24 protein-coding genes are annotated in these 24,152 nt (G+C 41.4%); 21 read left to right on the forward strand and 3 right to left on the reverse strand.

Annotation, left to right across the window (positions count from 1 at the left end; all coding sequences use genetic code 11):
• The first annotated feature begins 4 nt into the window (after window positions 1-4).
• Complete coding sequence (locus tag BMX21_RS15970) at window positions 5-2,035, forward strand: HelD family protein (protein WP_092045858.1); 2,031 nt, start codon at window positions 5-7, stop codon at window positions 2,033-2,035.
• Window positions 2,036-2,240: 205 nt separating this feature from the next.
• Here the strand turns inward: BMX21_RS15970 and BMX21_RS15975 are convergent, their stop codons facing one another.
• Both BMX21_RS15975 and BMX21_RS15980 read right to left on the reverse strand, forming a co-directional pair.
• Window positions 2,241-2,852: a hypothetical protein gene (locus tag BMX21_RS15975; protein WP_022755181.1), complete on the reverse strand. Its 612-nt coding sequence runs from the start codon at window positions 2,850-2,852 to the stop codon at window positions 2,241-2,243.
• Between the two features lie 571 nt (window positions 2,853-3,423).
• A complete protein-coding gene (locus tag BMX21_RS15980; protein ID WP_092045861.1) occupies window positions 3,424-4,371 on the reverse strand; it encodes a LacI family DNA-binding transcriptional regulator in 948 nt (315 codons plus the stop codon).
• 391 nt (window positions 4,372-4,762) lie between these two features.
• On the opposite strand from BMX21_RS15980, the gene BMX21_RS15985 reads away from it, so the two are divergent.
• From BMX21_RS15985 to BMX21_RS16065, 18 genes are all read left to right on the forward strand, one after another.
• On the forward strand, window positions 4,763-5,527 hold the full coding sequence (locus BMX21_RS15985) for a hypothetical protein (RefSeq protein WP_092045863.1): 765 nt from the start codon (window positions 4,763-4,765) through the stop codon (window positions 5,525-5,527).
• Between the two features lie 108 nt (window positions 5,528-5,635).
• Entirely contained in the window at window positions 5,636-7,318 is a 1,683-nt protein-coding gene (locus BMX21_RS15990) for a glycoside hydrolase family 13 protein (protein WP_092045865.1), read from the forward strand.
• A complete protein-coding gene (locus tag BMX21_RS15995; protein WP_092045867.1) occupies window positions 7,315-8,763 on the forward strand; it encodes a sugar ABC transporter substrate-binding protein in 1,449 nt (482 codons plus the stop codon). Before BMX21_RS15990 ends, BMX21_RS15995 begins: the two co-directional genes overlap by 4 nt.
• Before the next feature lie 11 nt (window positions 8,764-8,774).
• A complete protein-coding gene (locus BMX21_RS16000; protein WP_027203911.1) occupies window positions 8,775-10,061 on the forward strand; it encodes a carbohydrate ABC transporter permease in 1,287 nt (428 codons plus the stop codon).
• Complete coding sequence (locus BMX21_RS16005; RefSeq protein ID WP_022755175.1) at window positions 10,058-10,885, forward strand: sugar ABC transporter permease; 828 nt, start codon at window positions 10,058-10,060, stop codon at window positions 10,883-10,885. Before BMX21_RS16000 ends, BMX21_RS16005 begins: the two co-directional genes overlap by 4 nt.
• A 234-nt stretch (window positions 10,886-11,119) precedes the next feature.
• Window positions 11,120-11,275 carry a hypothetical protein gene (locus BMX21_RS19455; RefSeq protein ID WP_155243639.1) on the forward strand — a complete coding sequence of 52 codons (156 nt, stop codon included), beginning with the start codon at window positions 11,120-11,122 and terminating at the stop codon, window positions 11,273-11,275.
• Window positions 11,276-11,361: 86 nt separating this feature from the next.
• Window positions 11,362-12,648: an extracellular solute-binding protein gene (locus BMX21_RS16010; protein ID WP_034489598.1), complete on the forward strand. Its 1,287-nt coding sequence runs from the start codon at window positions 11,362-11,364 to the stop codon at window positions 12,646-12,648.
• Window positions 12,649-12,714: 66 nt separating this feature from the next.
• Complete coding sequence (locus BMX21_RS16015; RefSeq protein WP_051212008.1) at window positions 12,715-13,965, forward strand: carbohydrate ABC transporter permease; 1,251 nt, start codon at window positions 12,715-12,717, stop codon at window positions 13,963-13,965.
• Window positions 13,962-14,804 (forward strand): sugar ABC transporter permease, encoded by an 843-nt coding sequence (locus BMX21_RS16020; protein ID WP_092045873.1) that lies wholly within the window; start codon window positions 13,962-13,964, stop codon window positions 14,802-14,804. The genes BMX21_RS16015 and BMX21_RS16020 overlap by 4 nt, the downstream gene beginning before the upstream one ends.
• Before the next feature lie 4 nt (window positions 14,805-14,808).
• Entirely contained in the window at window positions 14,809-16,512 is a 1,704-nt protein-coding gene (locus BMX21_RS16025; RefSeq protein WP_177174077.1) for a glycoside hydrolase family 13 protein, read from the forward strand.
• Window positions 16,513-16,524: 12 nt separating this feature from the next.
• Window positions 16,525-17,523: a LacI family DNA-binding transcriptional regulator gene (locus BMX21_RS16030; RefSeq protein ID WP_092045878.1), complete on the forward strand. Its 999-nt coding sequence runs from the start codon at window positions 16,525-16,527 to the stop codon at window positions 17,521-17,523.
• Between the two features lie 248 nt (window positions 17,524-17,771).
• Window positions 17,772-18,350 carry a TetR/AcrR family transcriptional regulator gene (locus BMX21_RS16035; RefSeq protein WP_029320093.1) on the forward strand — a complete coding sequence of 193 codons (579 nt, stop codon included), beginning with the start codon at window positions 17,772-17,774 and terminating at the stop codon, window positions 18,348-18,350.
• 20 nt (window positions 18,351-18,370) lie between these two features.
• A complete protein-coding gene (locus tag BMX21_RS16040; RefSeq protein ID WP_242952943.1) occupies window positions 18,371-18,580 on the forward strand; it encodes a hypothetical protein in 210 nt (69 codons plus the stop codon).
• A 122-nt stretch (window positions 18,581-18,702) separates the two neighbouring features.
• Window positions 18,703-19,224, forward strand: a complete 522-nt coding sequence (locus tag BMX21_RS16045) for a DUF5301 domain-containing protein (RefSeq protein WP_022755170.1) — start codon at window positions 18,703-18,705, stop codon at window positions 19,222-19,224.
• Between the two features lie 68 nt (window positions 19,225-19,292).
• The gene (locus BMX21_RS16050; protein ID WP_207637976.1) at window positions 19,293-19,535 is read left to right on the forward strand and encodes a GNAT family N-acetyltransferase; all 243 of its coding nucleotides are present in this window, start codon (window positions 19,293-19,295) and stop codon (window positions 19,533-19,535) included.
• Window positions 19,536-19,695: 160 nt separating this feature from the next.
• Window positions 19,696-19,920, forward strand: a complete 225-nt coding sequence (locus tag BMX21_RS16055; RefSeq protein WP_022755168.1) for a histidine phosphatase family protein — start codon at window positions 19,696-19,698, stop codon at window positions 19,918-19,920.
• 11 nt (window positions 19,921-19,931) lie between these two features.
• Window positions 19,932-20,300 (forward strand): fluoride efflux transporter CrcB, encoded by a 369-nt coding sequence (gene crcB / locus BMX21_RS16060; protein ID WP_022755167.1) that lies wholly within the window; start codon window positions 19,932-19,934, stop codon window positions 20,298-20,300.
• A gap of 46 nt (window positions 20,301-20,346) precedes the next feature.
• Entirely contained in the window at window positions 20,347-21,549 is a 1,203-nt protein-coding gene (locus BMX21_RS16065) for an MFS transporter (RefSeq protein ID WP_092045880.1), read from the forward strand.
• Between the two features lie 80 nt (window positions 21,550-21,629).
• Here BMX21_RS16065 and BMX21_RS16070 read toward each other — a convergent pair whose 3' ends face one another.
• A complete protein-coding gene (locus BMX21_RS16070; protein WP_092045882.1) occupies window positions 21,630-22,145 on the reverse strand; it encodes a TetR/AcrR family transcriptional regulator in 516 nt (171 codons plus the stop codon).
• Between the two features lie 145 nt (window positions 22,146-22,290).
• Between BMX21_RS16070 and BMX21_RS16075 the strand changes: the two genes are divergently transcribed.
• A complete protein-coding gene (locus tag BMX21_RS16075) occupies window positions 22,291-23,415 on the forward strand; it encodes a pectin acetylesterase-family hydrolase (RefSeq protein ID WP_092045884.1) in 1,125 nt (374 codons plus the stop codon).
• Window positions 23,416-23,520: 105 nt separating this feature from the next.
• Window positions 23,521-24,152, forward strand: a 632-nt coding sequence (locus BMX21_RS16080; protein WP_092045891.1) for a radical SAM protein, incomplete at its 3' end; no start/stop codon positions are given.

Raw genomic sequence — 24,152 nt, forward strand, 5'->3', positions numbered from 1 at the left:
ATGTTTGGAAGATAATATTTTAAAACAGGAACAGGAACATTTAACAACTACATATAATAAGCTCCTTAAGATAAGCGAGGAGCTGGATGAAGATATCAGAAAACTTGATAGTCAGGCTACAGAAGAAAAAAATGACATTAGAGACAATATAAGACTTGATTTCGCCGATGATGAAACAAAGGCAGAGACATACGGAGAGCTGGAAGTATGGAATAGATATATAGATACCTATAACGTACAAAGTGAAGCGCTTCGTAACAAGAAGACACGTATTGAGTCACTGTTAAAAGCACCTTATTTTGCCAAGATAACGCTTCAGTTCGACCCTTCAGAAGAGCCGGAAAGCTATTATATTGGCAACGTTGAGATGTCAGAAAACGGAGCAACTCCTATTGTTGTAGACTGGAGAAGCCCTATAGCTGAAGTTTATTATAATCAGGAGAACGGACATACGTTTTATGAGGTAAATGGCAACAGGATAGATGTTGATCTTCAGCTTCGCCGCCAGTTCGATCTTGATAGAGATAAGCTTAATTCATATTTTGACACACAAGTCGCAATAGAGGATCCGCTTCTTCTCAGATCACTTTCAAAACAGCGCTCAGACAAGATGCAGTCTATAAGTGCAACTATTCAGAAAGAGCAGAATGCTGTCATAAGGCATCCTGACGTTCCGGCGCTTATAGTATCCGGTATTGCAGGATCCGGCAAGACATCAGTACTACTGCAGCGTATAGCTTACCTTTTCTTCAAACAAAGAGAGAATCTGCGCCCGGATCAGGTCTATATGATCACTTTAAATCCGGTATTTCGTGAATATATCGATAGTGTACTTCCGGATCTTGGCGAGTCCAATCCCAATACACTGACCTGGCAGGAGTTTATGGACTCTTGCAGCATACCTATGGCAGACAAGAACCCGGCTGCAACAGACGCCAGGGACCTTGAAGCAATAGATGATATGTTGTCTTTATTGGTACCTGATGATGGTGACTTCCTTCCTGTATATCAAAAGGATGAGCTGATATTGTCCAAGGCCGAAGTCCAATCTGTTGTTGAGAAATATAACGAGACGATCCCTATGGGAGTACGCCTTGTGCAGGTAGTAGCAACAGAGCTTGAAACAAGAGCAAGGAAGGTATTCCGCTCCAGAAAAAGAGATAATAAGGAGCAGCAAGGAGAAGAGAAGGCTGCAGAGAATCAGCTCGAAAATGATTTTGGCGGAGCCTTAAAGACAATCAGAAACTGCGGATGGCTCAATTACAATGCTATCTCAAAGCGCCTAATAGGCCATACACCATCTGCAATAGAATGGTTCTATCTTAAGATGTCACTTACAGGAATGTGTGATCGTAACGCACGTTATTGTATGGTGGATGAAGTTCAGAACTATACTAAGGCTCAGATGATGATCCTTAAGAAGTATTTCCCAAGAGCTAAGTTCATGCTCCTTGGTGATGAATTCCAGGCAATAAGACCAGGAACTGTAACCTTCAAGGAACTGGAGGCTCTTTTCTCAACAGATAAAAAGAGCACTGACACTATATCACTACTTACAAGTTACAGATCATCGCCTGAGATCACGCAGCTCTTCACATCACTTCTTCCGGAAGAAGTAAGGATCAACACCCAGAGCGTCCAAAGAGAAGGAACCAAGCCTCTTATCAAGGCTTGCAGTAGTGAAGAGTATAGAGATTTCCTTCTTGATACTATACGAACAAATACAGATAGTGAGGGACTTCTTGCAGTAGTATGTCAGAACAAGAAGAGCCTTAATGCGGTAAAAGATATCCTTGGACAGGATGCGCCTCAGGTTATAACAGGAGATAAGAAACTTCCTAAGGAAGGTGCTATCTTGATAGAATTGTCGCACGCGGCAGGACTTGAATTTGACTGCGTCGTGATACCTGATGCTGATGCGTCACGCTATCCGGATGATAAGCTCTCTAAACACCGCTTATATACAGCTATGTCAAGAGCAACCCGTAAGCTTGCGGTATTGTCTGACGGAGCGATGACACCATTGATCCTATGACATAGAAATGCATCCATGCATTTCTGGACATGTCTTGGTTACATCCTGTAACCGACATAGAAATGCATCCATGCATTTCTGGACATGTCTTGGTTACATCCTGTAACCGACATAGAAATGCATCCATGCATTTCTGGACATGTCCTATAGAAATGCGACTAAAAAAGCAGGTAACCTGAAGGTTGCCTGCTTTTTTATGACTTGTTTAATGATCAGTGTTTTTATCAAACCAGCTGTCAAAGCCTGTCTCTAGAGCCATGTACTTATTTAGAGCTTCAGGGCTTTTGTCGGTATCAAAGGTTTCGTCAGGAGCGAATCTTACATAGAAGTACATGCTCTCTACGGGTTTATTATTGTTGACGCTGTATTTCTGAAGCTTAGAAGCCCATGCGCCAAATGTAAGCTCATTCCACTTGTCGGCGCCATTGGACATGATCATAAGATCACCATGGCCGGTAGAGAAGCTTAGTTTGCACCAGTTTAGATCTCTGCCCACAGTTTCTTTGCAATAATCTTTGACAAGCTTGAAAGTCTTACCTATAAGTTCCTGCATATCATTGGGATATAGAGACTCTCTTTTTTGCGGGTCAACTTTTGATACTTTGACACATATACAGAACATACGCGCAGTAAGCTGATCCGCTTTTGGGGGAGCTTTGGGCTTTGGTTTTCCCATGCTCTGAAGCTGATTTTCCGCATCCTGGAGACTTGTTCTGAATGCAGTCCACATATCTGCATTTATTGGATCACTTACTGCCTGAAATACTGCGTGAGCTATCATTTCTTCAAGATTTTTTTTGATCTGGTCTGTTGTCATAGTGTCCCCTTTAAAAAGTATGGCAATGATCTATATACTATCCGTATAAGCGGAAAACTTTAGTAAATGATTTTTTGCATTTGATAAGGCGCTTTCTATAAATATCGGCAGGATAACAAATAATATAAAGAATATACATATATCATATTTTAATAATAATTTATTAAAACTTCCCACTTGGACGGGCCGGCATCCCCAAAATCTTTACAGAGGCAGGCAGCATATATATCATTGCCATGCTTTTAAGAGTTTTATTAAATTCATGAGCGTGATAGATGGAGATTTTCATTCTGCCCGGGGTCCACATGTCTGAGCGAAGCGAGTTTGGACCCCAGAATGGAAAGCTCCAGATATCATGCCATGAATTATAAAACTATTAACAGCATGGCAATGATATATATGCTGCCTGCCTCTGTAAAGACTTTGGGGATGCCGGCCCGTCCAAGTGGGAAGTTTTATCAATCTACACAACTAAAAAGGTATGCCCAATAGTAGGTCATACCTTTTTTACAGGTTGGATTAAGATATCAGTTTTGATATCAAATGGTACATCGACTTCGTCACTGGGACGTCAAAGCACTTTATACTCATGCTTGACATCGAATTTCTTTTCAAGAGCATTCATCATAATATTCATGGCAAGATTTGCCTTTTTTTCAAGATCATTGTGGATGATCCTAAGTCCTTCCATACCAGGCATGTTGCCATCCGTACCGGAGATGATCACTACGTTTTCGTCAGTTGTAAAGCGGGAGATGATCATCCCAAGATAATCTCCGTATACAAGGAGCTTTTTGTTTTTTAGTGAAGAGAGCTCTTTTTTCGTTAATTTATCAAAAAACAGAACTCTGTCTTTGCCAAAAACAGACGAGATATATGTGCTGTATCCTTCATTGAAACAGCTGTCTGTAAGAAGGTAGTAGTCTTCTTTGAACATTTCTGCGGCTTTATCGGCAATCTGCTCAAAATCGGTATGTATCTGGTAGAAAAGAAAATCATTGATCATCATGTCAAGGCACATAATAGGGATAAAATAACTGCCTGACATGATCTTAAAATCTCTTTCGTGAAGATCTATGGCAATGATCCCGTCAAGCCCTTGAACAGGTTCGTATCTGTCGATATCAGGCTCTAGCGGAAGCAGCACACAGTTAAACTTCATGCGTTCAAAGCGTTCTGCAAGAAGATTTATAAGCTGCATGATCTGGGCATTTCGCGAAGGGGTTCCCGCCATTACAGGATGTAAAAGGGAATTCCCGGAAGTACAGGGATGTACTTCTATTTCAGTCAAGATGCTGTAGATGATACCGATTGTATAGCTGCTTTTTGTAGTGTCATTATTTTTATATTTTTCCGGAATCTGGTAGTTTAGGATATTAGCCACCTGAAGGACTTTTTTTCTGGTGGCGTCACTTATCTTGGTTCCCTCTTTATCATTTAAAACATATGAAACAGTAGCCACGGATACACCTGCTTTTTTGGCTATGTCTCTTACAGTGGCTTTTTTCTCTTTGGCCATTTTTTAACCTCATGTCGCGAGTGAAACGAGTGACTAATGGTTCAAATTGGTGGAGCTCGCGACACCAATTTGGGTTTGAAAGTGGAACACTTTTAAACTTGTGCTCTTTCTTTAGATTGCATTAGTTAAGTTAACAAGTTAACCCAATAATACCAAAAATATGCCATATTGACAAGTTTGGGCAAAAGTGATATTTATAATTTAACAGTTAAGTTAACAAGGTTAACAAAATGCACCGATCAACTTAAGCACCGATCAACTTAAGCACTGATCAACTTAAGCACTGATCAACTTAAGTACCGATCAATTTAAGCAACGATCAACTTAAACATCGATAAACTTAAGTCACGATTGGCGCAAAAATCACATGATACAAACAAGGGAGGCAAATATGAAAAAGAATAACGTATTATCTAAAGTCGCAACTCTTTTAACAGGAGTAGTTCTTACAGCAGGATTGCTGACAGGATGCGGAGATACTTCCAGTCAGGCCGGTAGCGCTGCAAGTACTGCAGAGACGATAACAGTAACATTTATGAATCAGGACGAGACTATCGGAACAGCAACAGCTAACGTCGGAGAAGTTCTTGATAAGTCTTCATATGAAGCATTTGAGACAGCAGAGTCAGGTGAATTTAACGGATGGTATGAGACACCTTCATATCTTGAATCCAGCAAGAAGGATCTTAATACAGATTCTTTTACCAAGGATACAACTCTTTATGGAGATTTCAGAGCTGCAGAGGTATCTGAAGATACACGTCACTGGTACATTGCAGGAACTTCCAAGACAGGATCACTTGCACTTAACAACTGGGCTGCAGACCTTAGTGATGAAGACAAAGCCCAGTTTGAGCTTGTTCCTACAGGTAATGCAGTTAATGAATTCTCAATTACAATAGATCTTTATGAAGGCGATCAGTTCCAGATCATTCCTGACTGGTCATGGGATGGTCAAAAAGGCTACGGCAAGTTCACACAGATTGATGATACTCAGATGGAGAATGCAGGTGGCCTTGCAGACTCAGTTGACAAAGCCAATGTACAGGTTAAAGAAGACGGCAACTACACCATCACTCTTACAACCAATCCTGACAATCAGGCTCAGGACACGCTTACTATTGTAAGAAATTCAGACCCGGTAGAGGCAAACTGATCAGGAATCCAACTTTGAAAATGTTTCATTTTCAAACCCAAATTGATATTGCGAGCCCATCAATTTGAACTATTAGTGGCTTACTTTGCGCGCAACATGAGGTTAGGTATGAATCAATTAGCATTACAGCACATTACAGATTCTGCATATTGTTTTCCTGTATCAGACAATGAAATTGTTATAAGGCTCAGAACAGCAGCTGATGATATCAAGGAAGCTTATATAATATACGAGAGCAAGTACAAGATTGCAGAAAGCCGGCACAAAAAGCTAATGACCAAAATAGGTACCGGCAGGATATATGATTACTATTCTATTCGTTTAAGGCTTGATGATACAAGGCTTGCATATGTTTTTTATCTAAATGACGGAGAGAATTATTACTACTTTTCAGAAGACGGCGCTTCACTTGATTATGATTTTAGTAAGGGATATTACAACTTCTTCCAGTATCCGTATATAAACGAAGCTGACATCCATCATAAGGTTGAATGGCTATGTAATAGCTGCTTCTATCAGATATTCATAGACAGATTCTGTATAGGAGATGATAACAAAGATAAGAGCTATATCAACCTTAAGTGGGGAGATAAGCCAACTCCAAAGAGTTTTGCAGGAGGAGATATTAAAGGGATCATTTCAAAACTTGACTATATCAAAAGTATAGGCTGCGATGCCCTTTATCTTACGCCCATATTCAGATCGCCCTCCAATCACAAATACGACATAGTTGATTACTATGATATAGATGAGCACTTTGGTAGCAAGGAAGATTTTAAGAACCTTGTGGAACAGCTTCATAAGCGTAACATGCGAATAGTTCTGGATGCAGTTTTTAATCATGTAAGTGAAAAAAACGAGTTGTTTCAGAATGTCATCAAGAAAGGTAAAGACTCTGAATATTTTGATTACTTTGTGATCCGCGGTGACAGACCCTGTAAGAATCCTCTAAATTATGAAGTCTTTGCTGGTTGCGATTATATGCCCAAATGGAATACCTCCAACCCGGCAGTGCAGGACTATCTTATAGCAATAGCCCTATACTACATACAGGAGTACGATATTGACGGCTGGAGGCTTGACGTATCTGATGAGATCAGCCACGATTTTTGGAGGAAATTCCGAAAAGCGATTAAATCTGTCAAAAAAGATGCTGCCATAATCGGGGAGAACTGGCACGACGCATCGGTTTACCTTAGAGGCGATCAGTATGACAGCATCATGAATTACGCTTTTACCAAGGCATGCCTTGACTATTTCGCATATAATAAACTGGATGCCACGAAGACGGCACAGAAGCTTAATGACATACTTATGCGAAATACTGATACAGTTAATGACATGATGCTGAACCTTTTGGACAGTCACGATACCGACAGATTTTTAAATGAGGTCAAGGGAGATAAGGACAAACTCTATGCTGCACTCTGCCTTTTATATCTTTTCCCCGGTGCTCCATCCATATTCTACGGTACGGAGTGCTACACCATGGGAGGATATGATCCGGATTGCCGCAGATGTATGGACTGGGAGACAGCTCTTAATAAGGACAATAAGGCAGTATTATTGCTTAGTAAGTTATCCCTAATTAGAAAAAAATGTGAATTCTCTTTTGAAGGTACATTGGTAAATGCTTCACAAGATGGAAGGGTACTGATTTTGAAAAGACATGGTCAAAGAGCAGATGCCGAGCTTTATATAAATCAGACAGATGAGGTAGGTACTTATAACGAATTACAGATAGCCCCCGGGAGTTTCAGGCTATTTGCAGATGGAGGAGAAATATTATGAAATATCAGAAAGTTACTGCTACTGTATTGACAACAGTTATGGCCCTTGGAACCTGCGCCTGTGGCAAAAGTCAAGAGACACAGACGGGGACAGGTGAAGGCGGAGAGACTATCACTCTCAGAATACTTGAAAATGATACGGCCAAATCAGAAGGCTATCTTGATGAACTTTTAAATGCCTTTAATGAAGCCTATAAAGACAAGGGCATTCAGGCAGTTGATGCCAATATGGAAGAATACAGTAATCTTGCAGAAAACGGCCCTTATGGCTATGGCCCTGATGTTTTGTACCAGGCCAACGATAAGCTTATGGCCTATGCAGAAGACAAACATCTCATGGCGATCAACAAAGAGGATTTTGAATGCGCAGACCAGATCCCGCAGGAAGCCTGGGATGCATTTGCCGTAACTGTTGACGGTCAGAAGTACACCTGCGGAGTACCAGTTAATGTTCAGGAGCCGATGCTCTTTTACAGGAAAGATCTCCTGCCGGAAGATTGGGAGAGTACATGGGATAGTGATGGAAGCGGTACTCCTGATTTCTTCGAAAACTGGAGCTCCTTATATTCATATTCCAAAGAGCTTTATGAGGCATCTAATGGCGAGAAATTCGGTCTTGTTGCGCCTTGCAATGACCTTTATATGATGGCTGAGTTCATATTCTCATATGGCGGATATGTATTTGGTCAAAACGAAGATGGAAGCTTTAACTCAGAAGATATCGGCTTTGCAGCCGGGGATACAGCCAATGGTATAGCGGCTATGAGACAGTTTGCCGGGATCATGAGCGAAGAGTGTCTTGACGATTCTATCAAGCAGAGCAGATATTCTAAGGTTGCTGACGGATCATATTTTTGCTCAATCTCAACCCCTGACACCTACGTCCTTTTCCATGACAGGTTACAAGAAGTATATACAGGCGAAGGCTTAAGCGAAGAAGAGGCTGACAAGAAGGCCACCGAGAACCTTGGTATGGTCGAACTTCCCGGCAAGATGCCATCTGACGGTGATCTTGAATCTGGTACAGCAGATACAGACACGATCGTAATGGGCGGTGTGAATGGATACGGCATCAGTGCTTATACAGAGCATCGCGATGCCTGCATAGAATTCGTTAACTTCGCTACTAGCTATGAGATGATCACAAAGAGAGCACAGATCCTTGGAATAGCTCCTACAAGGGGAGACGTAGCAGATGAAATAGGCGGTGTGACAGGTATGATATTTGAGAGCCTAAATGAAGGACATATATATCTCATGCCTTCTGTCAAAGCAGTCGATCAGATCTGGGACCCGATGCAGACTCTTCTAAGCGATGTTGCCAAGGATGCTTTCAGACAGTCCAAAGGAGAAACTGTCAAATACGCAGATACAGCGGCAATACAGGATGCCCTTGACAAAGCTGACCAAAGCATCTATGACGCGATCTATACTCTTGCTAATTAAGAGGTGCCGGCATGAAACACAGTAATCTAAAAACCAAATGCTCTTATGTAGTGATGGGACTTGGCCAGTTTCTATATGGTCAGAGGATCAAAGGAATACTGTATATGGGCATTCTGGCAATATATCTTATATATCTTTTTACTCAGGGAATCTCTGACATGACAGGACTTTTCACCCTCGGAACCATCGAGGGTGATCCCTGGCTGGGGACCAAGGGCGATGACTCTATTATCATGATGCTGAAGGGTATACTTTCATTTATGATACTTGGAGCAGTTATCGTTTTTTATCTTTCTAATATCAAAGATATAAAAAATATTCAAAAGCTAGCAGAAAGCGGCAGGAGAGCGCCTGGTTTTCTTAAGTCGGTGGAATCGTTTGTGGACAAAAAATTCTATGTTGTAGCTCTTTTTGCTCCTGTAGTCGGTGTGCTTATATTCAATGTTCTTCCAATTGTCTTTATGATCCTCATAGCCTTTACCAACTACGGCGGCAATATTGTACCGCCAAAGCTTATCGACTGGGTAGGATTTGATAATTTCAAGCAGATTTTCGCTATGTCCGGCATCAAAGAGACATTTTTTAGAATTCTTAGCTGGAATATAGTCTGGGCAGTCTGTGCTACAGTTATCAATTATTTTTGCGGTTTGTTTCTTGCGCTGCTTCTTAATAAGAGGTGTGTCAAAGGAAAGACCTTCTGGCGGGCATTCCCAATTATCGCTTATGCAGTTCCCGGATTTATAACCCTTCTTGGTTTTAAATTCATGTTCTCTTATGGCGGCCCTATCAACTATTACATTAAGGCTCTTGGCGGGAGCAGCATTGGCTTTCTTGATATCGATGCCGGCAATAAGGCAAGGCTTATAGGCCTTCTTGTAAATGCATGGATATCTGTACCCACATCGATGCTGCTTGCAACAGGAATCCTTTCTAATATGAACAATGAACTGTATGAAGCAGCAAGCCTTGACGGAGCAGGAAGATGGAAACAGTTCACAAAACTGACACTTCCATTTGTTGTCTTCTCAACAACTCCTACGCTTATAACAGGATTTGTAGGCAACTTTAATAACTTCGGTGTGTTCTATTTCCTTAGAGGTGGCCTTTATCTTGACGATTATTTCCTTGCCAGCGATACAGATCTTCTTATCAACTGGCTGTATAATCTTTCAATTGATAATAATTACTATGGAATAGGAGCAGCAGTCAGCCTTATCATATTCGTTATTACATCAGTGATATCGCTGTCAACTTATGTTAATTCATCAGCATTTAAGAAGGAGGATACATTCAGATGAGAAAAGAAAGAATCTCTGAAGTAGTGATCACCTATGCCATTCTCATACTTGTTTCCTTCATATTCTTTTTCCCTGTACTATGGCTTGTAATGGCATCATTTTCTGCAACAGGCTCGATTTACGATTATGATGGATTTTTCCCAAAGAGCTTTAGTACAGGAACCTATTATAAGCTTTTTAATGATACTGCAATGTATGATTATCCGGCATGGCTTAGGAATACTCTTTTTGTTTCTGCCTGCTCATGCATACTTTCTACAGTGCTTGTGATACTCACTGCTTATACCATGAGCAGATTCAAATTCAAAATGAGAAAGCCTCTTATGAAGACAACTCTGGTACTTAGCATGTTCCCAAGCTTTATGGGGATGACAGCAGTATACCTTATCATGATCAATTTCAATATGATCAATAATCTGTGGAGCCTTATACTGATCTACTCAGCAGGTGCACCTATGGGATATCTGGTTCAAAAAGGATATTTTGATACAATCAGTACATCAATATATGAAGCTGCAACAATAGATGGAGCTTCCAATCCGACTATATTCTTTAAGGTAACGCTGCCTTTGTCCAAACCAATCCTTGTATATACAGCGCTTACTTCTTTTGCATGGCCTTGGAGCGATTTCATACTTCCTAACATGCTCCTTAAGAACAGGGACTTGTGGACTGTAGCTGTAGGACTTACACATCTTGGCGAAACGGAGTTTTCAAGATTTGCTGCAGGTGCCATCTTCATCGCAGTACCTATCGTGATCCTGTACTTTGCACTATCAAGATTCCTGGTGGCTGGAGTGTCCGACGGAGCAGTCAAACAGTAAAGATAGGAATTAAGGAATACGACACTCAGATAGAAGCATCGGTAGACGAAGTGTTCAGCCTGGATGATGTAAATAAGGTATTGAAAAAGGTGGCTTCCGGTGGGTCAAAGGGAAAGACAATTTTGAAGATATCGTAATTGAATAACGAATTGTTACTACGCCTGCGGGCATTGGGAGAAATCCTGATGTTCGCAGGTTTTTTGTTGGTAAAGCTGGTAGATATGGGAGAAGAGTATGGCTATTATAAAAGCTAAAAAGAAAATTAAGGGATTTAACTGGGTATATATTATAGGCACAATTGTAGTCTTTGGTAGTGTCATGGCTTATGGAATGGTAGGAGTGCTGGTATTTGACTTTACCAAGGAAAGCGCTTTCCTAGATTTTCGTTGACTGTAAAAAGAAGTGGTGAAATAATAACGATACCGGGGTACCCAATAGCAAACAATGAAAATAATCAGCAAGGGAGGGATATAAAAATGAAGAAGAAAATAGTATCGATTTTTCTGGCCGCTTCTATGGCATTAAGCCTCTGTGCATGCGGAGATGCAGCAGGCAACACAGCTGCTCCTGCAGAAGGAACACAGACAGGTGATAGCACAACAGTAAGTGATGCAACAGCAGATAACGAGGCAACCGATAACGTGGCAGGAGAGAAAGAGACCATAGCCCTTAAAGTATGGGGATCACAGACAGATCAGGAGCTGTTAAAGGAGCTATGCGAAAAGTTCGCCTCCGAGCATCCTGAAAATGATTGGGAATTTGAGTATGGTGTAGTAGGAGAGGCTGATGCTCAGGCCAGATATCTCGAAGACCCCGCCGCAGCCGCAGATGTTTTTTCATATCCTGATGATCAGCTCATCACACTTGTCCAGGCGGATGCTCTTTATGAAGTTACAAGAAATGTAGATGAGATAAAGAGTGCAAATGCACCCGGAACAATTGATGCAGCAAGCTATAACGGCGTTTTATACGGATATCCTATGACAGCAGACAATGGATATTACCTGTATTATGACAAATCTGTTCTGACTGAGGAGGATGTTAAGACGCTGGACGGCATCCTTGCAGCAGCTAATAAGGCAGGAAAACAGGTACACATGGATGTTTCAAATGGATGGTATCTTGCTTCATTTTTCCTTGGAAACGGATGCCAGTTAACTCTTGATGAGAACGGCAAACAGATCTGTGATTTCAACAATGAAAAGGGACTTGAAGCAGCAGAAGCAATTAGAGCGTTCTGTAACGACCCTGCATTCGTAACCGGAGATGACAGCGTTCTTCAGGGCGGCATCGGAGACAATATCTGCTGCGGAATAAGCGGCCCATGGACATCTGCTAGCATTAAGGAAAAGCTGGGAGATAACTTTGGAGCAGCCAAGCTTCCAACCTTCACCTGCGGCGGTAAGCAGGTTCAGATGGGATCATTTTTGGGCTGTAAGGTGCTTGGAGTTAATACACAGACAGCACATCCTGTAGAGGCCATGGAGCTTGCTGAGTTTCTTACAAACGAAGAATCACAGGCTCGTAGATTTGAGGTTTTAGGCTATGGCCCTTCTAATATCAATGTAGCTAATTCAGATGCAGTAGCTTCAGATCCTGCACTTAAGGCTCTTGCTGAGCAGAGTCAGTATGCTATCAGTCAGCATGTAAACGGTGCTTACTGGACTCCTGCTGAGGCATTTGGAGCAGAGCTTGAGGGACACTCCACAGGAGACCTTCAGACAATGCTGGATCAGCTGGTTGAGCAGGCAACAGCAGAATAAATAATAACTTACGTGTATGGCCATCGCTTTGTGGCGATGGCTATATTTGTAAAAAGGAATAGGAAAATGATAATTTTAAGCTTTTTGTATATCCTGGCTGAAGTACTCATTGCTTTATTTTTCTTTGGCTTTGGACTTAAATATCTGTCACATTTTAATACTCTTGGGGAGAACACTCAGCTTAAGGTGTGGAATGAGCAACTTCAGATTTATGAGCGCAAGATAGGCGACAACTCCATGCTGATTCTTCTTTTTAGCGTACTTACCATAGCTGCATGCATTTTGTTTGCAATTATCCTTATCTTACTCATAAGGAACATTAAAGCTATAGTATTTCGAAGCAAAAATGGAGAGCATATCGAGACCTTCAAGGAAGTGGTGGAGGATCTGTTTGACAATAAATTCCACATAACGCTGCTGGCAGCGCCTATAACTACACTTATTCTTTTTACGGTTCTGCCCATAGTGTTTATGATCCTGATAGCCTTTACCAATTTTGATTCAAGTCATCAGCCTCCGGGGGAGCTTTTTACCTGGACGGGACTTACAAATGTAACGGATGTATTTCTTGGAAATTCAACCAAAACACACACATTTTTTGGAATACTTGGATGGACTGTTGTCTGGGCTATCCTTGCAACATTCACAAACTATATTCTGGGAATGCTGCTGGCAATAATTATAAACCACAAGCTTGTTAAGTTTAAAAAGATGTGGAGAACACTTTTCATCATATCCATAGCGATACCTCAATTTGTTAGCCTCCTCCTGATATCAAGAGCATTGGAGCCTGCGGGAGCAATAAATGTTGCTCTTATGAAAGCAGGTATTATTTCATCGCCACTACCATTTTTGACAAATACGCTACTGGCTAGGTTCTGCGTAGTGGTAATAAATATGTGGATAGGAATCCCTTATACTATGATGACCTTCAGTGGCGTTCTTATGAATATACCTGCGGAGCTTTATGAAAGCGCAGAGATAGACGGGGCAGGAGTATTGCAGAGCTTTGTCAGCATAACTCTCCCATACATGATATTTGTTACAGCTCCCGCAACTATCACCACATTTGTTGGCAATATCAATAACTTTAACGTGATCTACCTGCTGACGGGAGGTGGCCCTTTTGCTCTGGATTACTACCAGGCAGGAAAGACAGACCTTCTGGTGACATGGCTGTACAAGCTGACGGTGGACCAACATGACTATGCGCTGGCTTCAACCATTGGTATTTTTATCTTCATGCTCGTGTCCACGGTTTCACTGGCAGTTTATAACAACACAGGATCGGTAAAGAAGGAGGATATGTTCCAATGAGCAGACACAAGAAAATTGTAAGCATATGCCTTCATGCTATATTGACCATTCTGGCTATAATCTGGCTGATCCCTGTGTTTTGGCTGGTGCTCAGCTCCTTTAGAGTGGAAAAAGGTGCCTACACCTCCAATTTGTGGCCTTCGGGATTTACCCTGGATAACTATATAAGGCTCTTTACTGACAGGAGACTTTTTGACTTTCCGAGATGGTTTATGAACACACTGTTTGTGGCTACCTGCAGCTGTTTGATAACCACTATTCTCACGCTGATGGTTGCTTATGTTTATTCGAGGCTGAGGTTTAGATCAAGAAAGGGACTTATGAATATTTCCCTTATCCTTGGGATGTTTCCTGGGTTCATGAGTATGATAGCAATCTACCATTTCATGAAAGCCATCGGCCTTGACCAGACTCTCTTAGCGCTGATTCTGGTGTATTCAGGAGGGGCAGCGCTTAACTATTACATAGCCAAAGGCTTTTTTGACACAATTCCAAGATCACTGGATGAAGCTGCCAGGATAGACGGAGCCAACAGGCATACTATTTTTTGGAGGATTATACTTCCAAACTCTAAGCCCATCGTAGTCAATACTGCTATAAATGCATTTATTGCTCCCTGGGTGGACTTCATCTTTGTGTCAGTTATCATGAAAGATAACTATAAGAACTATACAGTAGCAAAGGGCTTATACACGATGGTTGATAAGGCCAACATATTTGAGTACTACACCGCCTTCTGTGCAGGTGCCGTACTGGTTTCGATACCAATCGTGTGCCTTTTTATCAGACTACAGAAATATTATGTTGCCGGAGTTACTTCCGGGGCATCGAAAGGATAACATAATGGACTACGCATCAATATTTCACAGACCTATGAGTGAGTATGCCGATGCGGTGGATGATACCCACTATCTCTTTCGCTTGAGATGTAAAAGAGATGATATCAGAAACTGTACATTCTGGTTTGCAGATAGGGCTGAGATGGCTCCGACTCTCAATTTTTCTCCAGCACCAATGAACAAGGTGAGGCGTGATAAGTATTACGACTACTTTGAAGTGCTTATAGAAACAACATTTCTAAGGATTGCATACTATTTTGAAATCGACGACGGCACCGAGAAAACCTTTTATCTTGGCGACTGTTTTAGCGAGACTCCGGATGTGGAGCGCTATGAGTTTTTCCAGCTGCCGTTTAACTTAAGATCCGACAGGGTTATAATTCCGGATTGGGTCAGGGAGGCAGTAGTATACAATATCTTCCCGGACAGCTTTGCAGATGGTAAAAGAATAATAGAAGATGTAGAAAGCTCAGCTGAGTATCAGGGAGAAATCTGCAGATCTCTTCATGGCGGCACCATAAAGGGAATTGAGGAAAATCTTGATTATATCAGGGATCTGGGGTGCAATTGTGTTTATCTGAATCCGTTCTTTGCGGCATCCTCCTATCATAAATATGATCTTCTGGATTACTATCATGTGGATCCCACAAGAGGTACGGATGAGGATTTCAGATCGCTTGTAAAGACAGCCCATAGCATGGGCATCAGAGTTATCATCGATGGCGTCTTTAACCATGTATGCTACAAACATCCCTTTTTTAAGGATGTGCTTGAAAAGGGCAAAAACTCTGAGTTTTACGACTATTTCTATGAGTTACCGGAGCATCCTGTGTACCCTGAAGGTGGGGAAGAGCCGGGATATCTTTGCTTTGCCTATGTTCCGGAAATGCCTAAAACAAATACCGCAAATAAAAAGCTAAGAGACTATTTTTGCGACGTGGGTGCTTACTGGATCAGAGAATTTGACGTGGACGGTTGGCGCCTTGATGTGGCAAACGAGGTTGATGATCAGTTCCTCAGGGCTTTTAGAAATTCTGTTAAAGAGGCCAAAGAGGATGCGCTGGTTATCGGAGAAGTTTGGGAAAACGCCAATCATTACATAAACGGAAGTATGATGGACAGCGCCATGAACTATGATTTTAGAAGGTTCTGCGGGCAATTCTTTGCAAAGCGCAATATAGATTCCGCTGAGTTTGATGCCAGGGTCAGCAACTTGCTCATGAGATATCCCCAGCAGGCCACTTATGCCCAGCTTAACCTACTTGACAGCCACGATGTGAGCCGTTTCCTTACGGTTTGCGCAGGGGACAGAGACAGGATGGAGCTGGCAATTTTGTTCCAAATGACCTTCGTTGGAATGCCAAGCATTTTCTATGGTGATGAGAAGGGGCTTGAGGGAGAAAAAGAGTCTGAGTACAGAAGGCCTATGGAATTCTGCAAGGAAGACAGACTTGAAGAGGTTTACAAGAGCTTCATAGCACTTAGGAAGTCTCACCCATGCTTTATGAACGGGAAATATGAAACTGTCCTTGTTAATGGAAACACATACGGATATAGAAGGTCTGATGACACAGAAACTGTTACTGTTTATATGAATAACGGTGAAAAGGCATTGCCTCTGCAATTGTCAGGCCGCATAATTATTAGTAAGAATTACAAAGACGAAAAGCTTTTTGAAAATGGATATGTAGTGACAACAGAGGAATGAGTTAGGTGATTTATGGCAGCAACAATTTATGATCTTGCCAAAGCAGCAGGAGTGTCAATTTCAACAGTATCAAAAGCTCTCAGCGACAGCTATTCTATTTCTGAAAAGACAAAAGAAAGAATAAGAGAGATTGCAGAGAGCATGGGATATCAGCCCAATGCCAGAGCCCGCAGTTTTGCCAGAAGAAAAAACGGAATTATACTTTTCGCGGCAGATCTGTCCAAGGGAGTAGGATTTGAAAACCCGCACATGTTTGAAATTGTGACGGGTGTGGACAGATACCTTGAGGAAAAAGGATACTCGCTTATCTTAAAGCATGTTTCAAAGGATACAGCTCCGGAGGCTATAAAAGAGCTGATGCACAGTGAAGAAGCTGACGGGATAATTCTTCATGCGGGGATTTTGACTAAGCAGCTGGCTTTTGTTCTGGGAAAGGAAGCTTATCCTCATCTGGTGATAGGAAAGCCTGATTTTACTACCACCATCAGCTGGATAGACGTCAGCCATGAATCTGCCGGTCAGATTGCGGCCAATTACCTTCTGGATAAGGGCTACCGAAGGATCATCTTCCTAATGGGAGATGAAAAGGAGGATCAGATATCCTTAAGAAGACTTGATGGAATCAATATGGTTTTTGAGGAAGAGGAGCTGAAGATAGAAACCATTACCAATGTCACCAGCTATGGAGAGAGCCGTGTGGTAACTGAAGAGATATTAAAGAGGAAGAATATTCCCGAGGTCATCCTGTGCACCAATAATTATCTTGCTCTTGGATGTATCCAGAGCATACATGCAAAAAGGTTGGATATTCCCTCAGATATTGCTCTCATGACCTTTGATAATTATCCCTTCTCAATGCTGGCTGAGCCTACCCTGACTGCAATTGAAGTTGATATGTATGAGATGGGCGCTCAAGCTGCACGGTTCATGCTCCAGAAGATAAAAAATCCGAATCTTCAGACTCAATCGTTTTGCACTACTCCGGTACTGCTGGAGAGAGATTCAACTTAAAATTTCACTTTACGCATTATCAGAATATGGAAGATATGGCGGTTGTTTACCGCTTCGTCTTAAATCCCGATGATGAAGGCAGAGCATCCATCCTGGTTACAAATCAAAGAGATGTAGCCCATCACAAGTCTTATCTGCCTGCCCGGCAAAACCTTTGGGGATGCCGGCCCGTCCAAGTAGTTTTAGTAAGTAAGGTAAATTGTGATATCATTATAGTATGAGTCTACAGGTGTTAGGAGTGCTTTGCCATGAACAAGAATGAGAGCAAGTATTTTAAGTCTGCGGAAAAAATGCATACAGCGTTACTGACACTTCTTGACAGTAAAGATTTTGAACTTATTTCTGTTAAGGAGATATGTGAAACCGCTGGCGTTAACAGATCCACCTTTTACCTTCACTATGATAATGTAAATGATCTTCTGCATGAAACGGTGGAAGCTGTATATAAAGATTTCTTTGGGCGCTTTGGTGCTGAGGGACCTGGAGCACTTGATATTGATGAAAAAAAAGAGGATGAGCTATTCCTTGTAACACCCAAGTATCTGATGCCATATCTGGATTTTGTGGAAGAGAACCGCAAGCTCTTTTATCTGATGTATGAAAAGAACGAGATGATGGGCGCAGAAAAGACCTATGAAACCTGGTTTAAAACTATATTTGGCCCCATTCTTACAAGGTTTGGAGTTCCCCAAAAAGAACAGCCACTTATCATGGTCTTTTATCTTAAGGGCATTATCGGAGTTGTCACTGAGTGGGTACGAGGTGGATGCACCGAGTCAAAAGATGAGATCATAAGTGTCATACAGAAGTGTATCATCAAGCCATAACGCTTGGAATTATTGGGACTTTGATCTTTGGCACAGGGATGTGCTTTGGACTTAGTGTCTTTGGAACAGGAGTAATTTTCATGGTCATCGGGGTGCTTCTTGGAATAGTAGGTGTTGCAATCTGCATCATTAACTTTCCTTTATACAAGAAGCTCCTTAAAAAGGGCAAGGAAAAATATGCCTTTGAAATTCTGGAACTTGCTAAAGAGATAACAGGAGAAGCACAATGAAGCATACCAGTGCTACTTTCGGATAGGGAACAATAAAAGAGGGATGATTTTAATAGCTCCGGAATCAAGATCTGATTGATGCCTGGGGCTATTTTATTTTTGTCTGAAAAAAGGGTAGAATAATGATCAGACTACAGAAAGTTAAAGTGAAAGATGTGGAAAGTAATTTGGAGAAGAAAAAGATTGTAATATTTATAACAGGAGTGGTTGTATTACTATTTGCTGTGATAACATCTTTTTGGGGATATCAAAAATTTAATCTCTCAAAAAAGCATATAGAAGGATTTCCAGAGCCAGATAGTGTTTATGAAGTAAATGTTTACAGTGGACCATATGGTGTGTCAATATCTGATCCTTCTTCTATTAAAAGAATAGTTGAAGCATTGAAGACAGCTAAGGCAACAGATAAAAAGGCATCAACTAACATTAATTTTGCGGAAACTTTGGATGTGGTAGGCAGATTTCATGATGAAAATGGGGAATATGATGTTTTTTCCTTTTATATTTTTAAGGAAAAAAACAACTACTATATCGATATTAATTTTGAGCCCAATTATCCAATGTATGATGATTATTTATGGCAAGTTGATGATGAATTCTATAACATGATAGTTACTATTGTAAGCGAAAATGAAGTGAAATAGTTCATTATTCAAAAAAAGTGCCAGTCACTGTGAAGAAAAATTCACGGTGACTGGTACCAATATATGACTTGGGTGAACATATCCCAGGTGAAGATTTCTGCTATTGGTTGTACGTGACAGACTTTGGGGTGGACAGAAATTATGAGAGGCAAGGCATCGCGACAAGACTCATGAAGACTGCACATGAAATCGCCGGTGATGAAAAGGATATAGCCGAATATCTGATTGCCAATGAAGATGCTGTAGGTTTTTACGAGAAGATCGGAATGAAAAAGGCTGATGAAGTAATGAAATACAACCACATAGAATGACAGATCTCGTGAGTTAAGTCCGCGAGGAATGGAAGACAGGAAAAAATATAGTAGTTGGAAGCCATGGTACATCATTAAGCACCATCATAAATTTTTATGATAATTCTTTTGGCTATCAAATAAAAGGTACAATCGTAGTCCTGGTGGTGAATCATACCAAATGGTAATGGAGAGATTATTCAATGCGCTGGATTATATTCTTGGTCAACATGATGCTTCTTCAGACAAAAACCTGCTTATAATATCGCACGGTGTTGTCATTATGACGCTTCTTGCTATGAAAAGAAATATACCATTTGAGGAGTCGCATACGATAGAGGTTGATAATGCATCGCCTATAGAATTCAGTATCGAGGAACTGAAAGATATAAGAACACGGCTTTAATGGAGGTTGATATGAATTTTCTATTTGTAGCACTTGGTGGTGCCTTGGGTGCAGTAGCGCGATATGCAATAAGTCTGATTCCTGTTAAGACTTATTTTCCGATATTAACTCTGATTACAAATATCCTCGGTGCCATACTAATTGGATTCGTTGTTGGAATTACCAGTAACCGAGAAAGTGTATCTAATAATACCATTCTTTTCTGGAAGACAGGGGTGTGTGGAGGTTTTACCACATTCTCTACATTTTCCCTTGAAGCTTTTAATTTGTTTGAGAAGAAACAATATATGAATGGCGGATTATATGTGGCACTGAGTTGTTGTTGCTGCATATTTGGAATTCTATGCGGAAAGAAACTTGCGACGATAATAAAACTTTGAATTTCAGGATAATGAAATAAGCAAATCGGGATTAGTGGAGTAGAACATGGATAAAAAAAGGGCTTTGTTTGGCGCCATAACATTTATAACCCTGATGGGAATCGTAAGTCTGTTTTCGGACATGACTCATGAAGGCGCCAGAAGCATATTGGGCGAATATCTGAACCTCGCAGGGGCATCCGCTGCAACCATCGGATTTGTGTCCGGTATAGGAGAATTGTGCGGGTATTCACTAAGGCTCATATCCGGATTTATAGCAGATAAAACGAAGAAATACTGGACATTTGTTATCACAGGCTATGTAATACAGGTTCTGGCGATTCCTGCACTGGCACTCGTACCTGAACATGGCTGGATTTGGGCCTGCGGTCTTGTGATCCTGGAGCGTATCGGAAAAGCGATAAAAAAGCCTGCCAAAAACACATTGGTAAGTTTTGCGGCAAGCGAGATAGGAACCGGAAAAGGCTTTGCCTATCAGGAGTTTCTGGATCAGCTTGGCGCGTTTCTCGGACCGGTACTGCTTTTTGTAACAGCTCTTGTAAAAGGTACAGACGACCTTTTTACAACATATAGGATCTCTTTTGCGATACTGCTTGTTCCTGCAATGATCACCATAGCTCTTGTTTTGACAGCAAAGATAAGATACCCTGATCCGGAGATCTTTGAAAAGCAGGAAGATAAACCGGCAAGCTTTGAATTCAGGAAGTCATTTGTTCTGTTCATGGCGGCCATCTGCTTTTTTGCTTTTGGCTTTGCAGACTTCACCCTGATCACACTTCATTCGGCTAATACCGGAGCATTTAATGAATCCATGCTCAGCCTGCTATATGCTGGGGCAATGGCTGTGGATGCCTTTGCTGCACTATTCTTTGGCTGGCTTTATGATAAGGTCGGGCTGAAGGCTCTGATCATTTCCACACTATGCAGCACATTCTTCTCATATTTTGTTTTTATGACTGGAAATGCCTGGTTGATCGGAGCTGGGATAATTCTGTGGGGGATTGGAATGGGTGCGCAGGAAAGTATTATGAAAGCAGCTGTCAGCGGAATCGTCCCGCGTTCCATGCGAAGCACCGGTTTCGGAATATTTGAGACAGGATTTGGTATTGCGTGGTTTCTGGGCAGTTGGCTTCTCGGTGCCCTGTATGATTTGAATCCTGTGTATCTTGTCACTGTGTCTGTGGTATCACAGTTTCTGGCGATTGCATTTTATGCTTTATGCCTCCGGTGCAATAAGACAGAGTGCTAACAATTCCAGTTTGTTGGAATGAGCATTATATCAGAATATATTTCAGTTAAATGATCCAAGATTCTGGAACTCAAGCTGCACTACATTCGCTTTAGAGTTGCGGGTGTGAATATCTTCTCTACCACTATCTCTGTCATCTCTTGCACCGATTCTGTATAACCGCCTCTGGCCCATTTTATAAATATCCCAAAAAGGCCATATGCCAGATAGAAACTTTCATATGTATTCAAGGCCTGATCGGTGTCACTGTCAGTTGTAATCAGTTCGTAGGCAGACAGTATTGCACCGTGATGACCTTGATCAATTATAAGATCATTCTTTTTACGCATAGAATAGCAGAAATCAAAATACTGCTTCACGCGATATCCGTCATTCAGCGGATGTTCCTTGAGTTTGTGTTCACGTTCGTATTCCCGCCACTTCATGACAATGTACGATGTAATGATCTCGTCTTTGGATTTGAAATTGCGAAAATATGTTGCTCTGCCGATGCCCCCTGCTTCACAGAGTTCGTCAACAGTTATCTTTTCTATATTTTTTTTCTTCATTAATTTAAACAATGCTTCTCCGTAGGAAGAGATTACATAATCTGACATTTGCAAGATCACCTTTCCGGTAAATGATACTATTTCCGTCAATAGTATCATTTTCCTGATTTTATTGAGTTTAAAGCAATAGACTGATACTATAGTATCATGTAAGACGGATTTGTCGAGTCCTAAATATCAGGAGAATATCGATATGGGAAATACAAAAAAGAAAAGAATTATTAAAGTGGTACTGATAGCTGCCGTAAGTATAATCGTAGTGACAGCGCTGGGCATAGCAATTTTCCTAAAGATGACTGTTCTTAACACTTTTCCAACTCTTGAGGGAGAACCTGAAATCGGCAAATGGTACGATGTACCAGTGGAAGGAGCATTGTCTTCTGATGGCAGTGAATGGCACGGCATATTTCGCAAGGGTACGGAAAACAAGCTAGTCGTATATTTCTTCGGTGGTGGAGTGAGCATCACACCTGAAACCTCGGAGGGTGGCAAGGCGTTCTACGCAACTACAATGCTCGCTCAGGATTTTGTGGCACAGGGCGGTATTGGAAGCAGCGCAGAAGACAATCCTTTCAAAGACTGGAGTTTCATTGTGATACCTTATGCGACTGGAGATTTTCATACAGGAACAGGAATCTATGAAGGAAAAAAGACTGTATATCATACAGGATACAATAATTATTCTGCATACATCGAGCAGATAAAGCCGTATGTGGGAGAGCCTGATACGCTGCTTGTAACAGGTTTTTCAGCAGGAGGATTTGCAACATCATTGCTTGCCGATGATGTGATTGATCGTTTCCAGAGTGCAGAAAATGTGACTGTCTGTGTTGACAGTTCACTTCTGCTGTATAACGGATGGTATGACACAGCGGTTAATCTATGGAAATCTCCGACAGAGATCTCTGACAGACTGACCACAAATAATCTTGTTCTTGACAGTCTGACTGCACTCCACGAAAAACGTGGGAACAGTGTAAAGATCCTATTTGACTGCTCCTATCGTGACAATACGTTGATGCAGTACCAGTCCTATATCGACAACGGAAAGATGGATCAGACCAAGGAACTGGGTGATAAGTTTCAGCAGGATCTGAAAGAAATGGTACATGGCTTGCAGACGAATATCCCTGACGTAGGTATTTATATCTGGAGCAACGGAGAGGATGCCGATACTCACAATACACAGCATACGATCATTTCATCGAATGTATTCGACAGGCTTGGCAATGACAGAAGCGTCGGTGAGTGGATATTTGATGCTGTGAACGGTGATGTAAGAACTTATGGTATTGAACTGCTGGATAAAGCATTTTGAGGTAAGTATGCTTACCTCCGGTGATAAGGAAGATGAAGATATGTGGAGGAGATAACACAAAATCAAGTTTGTCGGGATGAACGTTGGAACATAAAATTGGAAGTTATGATATGTGTGCTTGACACAAATACTCCTATTGGAGGATATTCGGTGAATCCCTATGTGGGGTGTCCCCATGCCTGTAAATACTGCTACGCATCTTTTATGAAACGCTTTACAGGGCATACGGAGGAATGGGGAACTTTCATGGATGTGAAAGACTGGCCTGAAATAAAGAATCCAAAGAAGTATGCCGGCCAGAAGGTAATCATTGGAACAGTTACGGATGGTTATAATCCGCTAGAGGAAACATATAAAAATACAAGAAGACTTCTGGAAGAACTAAAGGACAGTGGTGCGGACATACTTATCTGCACAAAGTCAGACCTTGTTCTAAGAGATCTGGATCTGCTAAAAGAGATCAATGAAAATAGCAGACTTACAGTATCATGGTCAATCAATACTCTCGATGAAGAGTTTAAAGATGATATGGATGCGGCAGTAAGCATAGAAAGAAGGCTTGCTGCAATGAAAGAGGTATATGCGGCAGGCATTCGTACAATTTGCTTCATTTCACCCGTGTTCCCGGGAATTACGGATATAGAAGCAATCATAGACAGGACAAAAGATCAGTGTGACCTTGTATGGCTTGAGAATCTGAATCTTCGCGGAGGTTTTAAGGCAGATATCATGAAATA

This window comes from Butyrivibrio sp. TB (assembly GCF_900110805.1).
GTDB classification, from domain to species: Bacteria; Bacillota; Clostridia; order Lachnospirales; family Lachnospiraceae; genus Butyrivibrio; species Butyrivibrio fibrisolvens_C.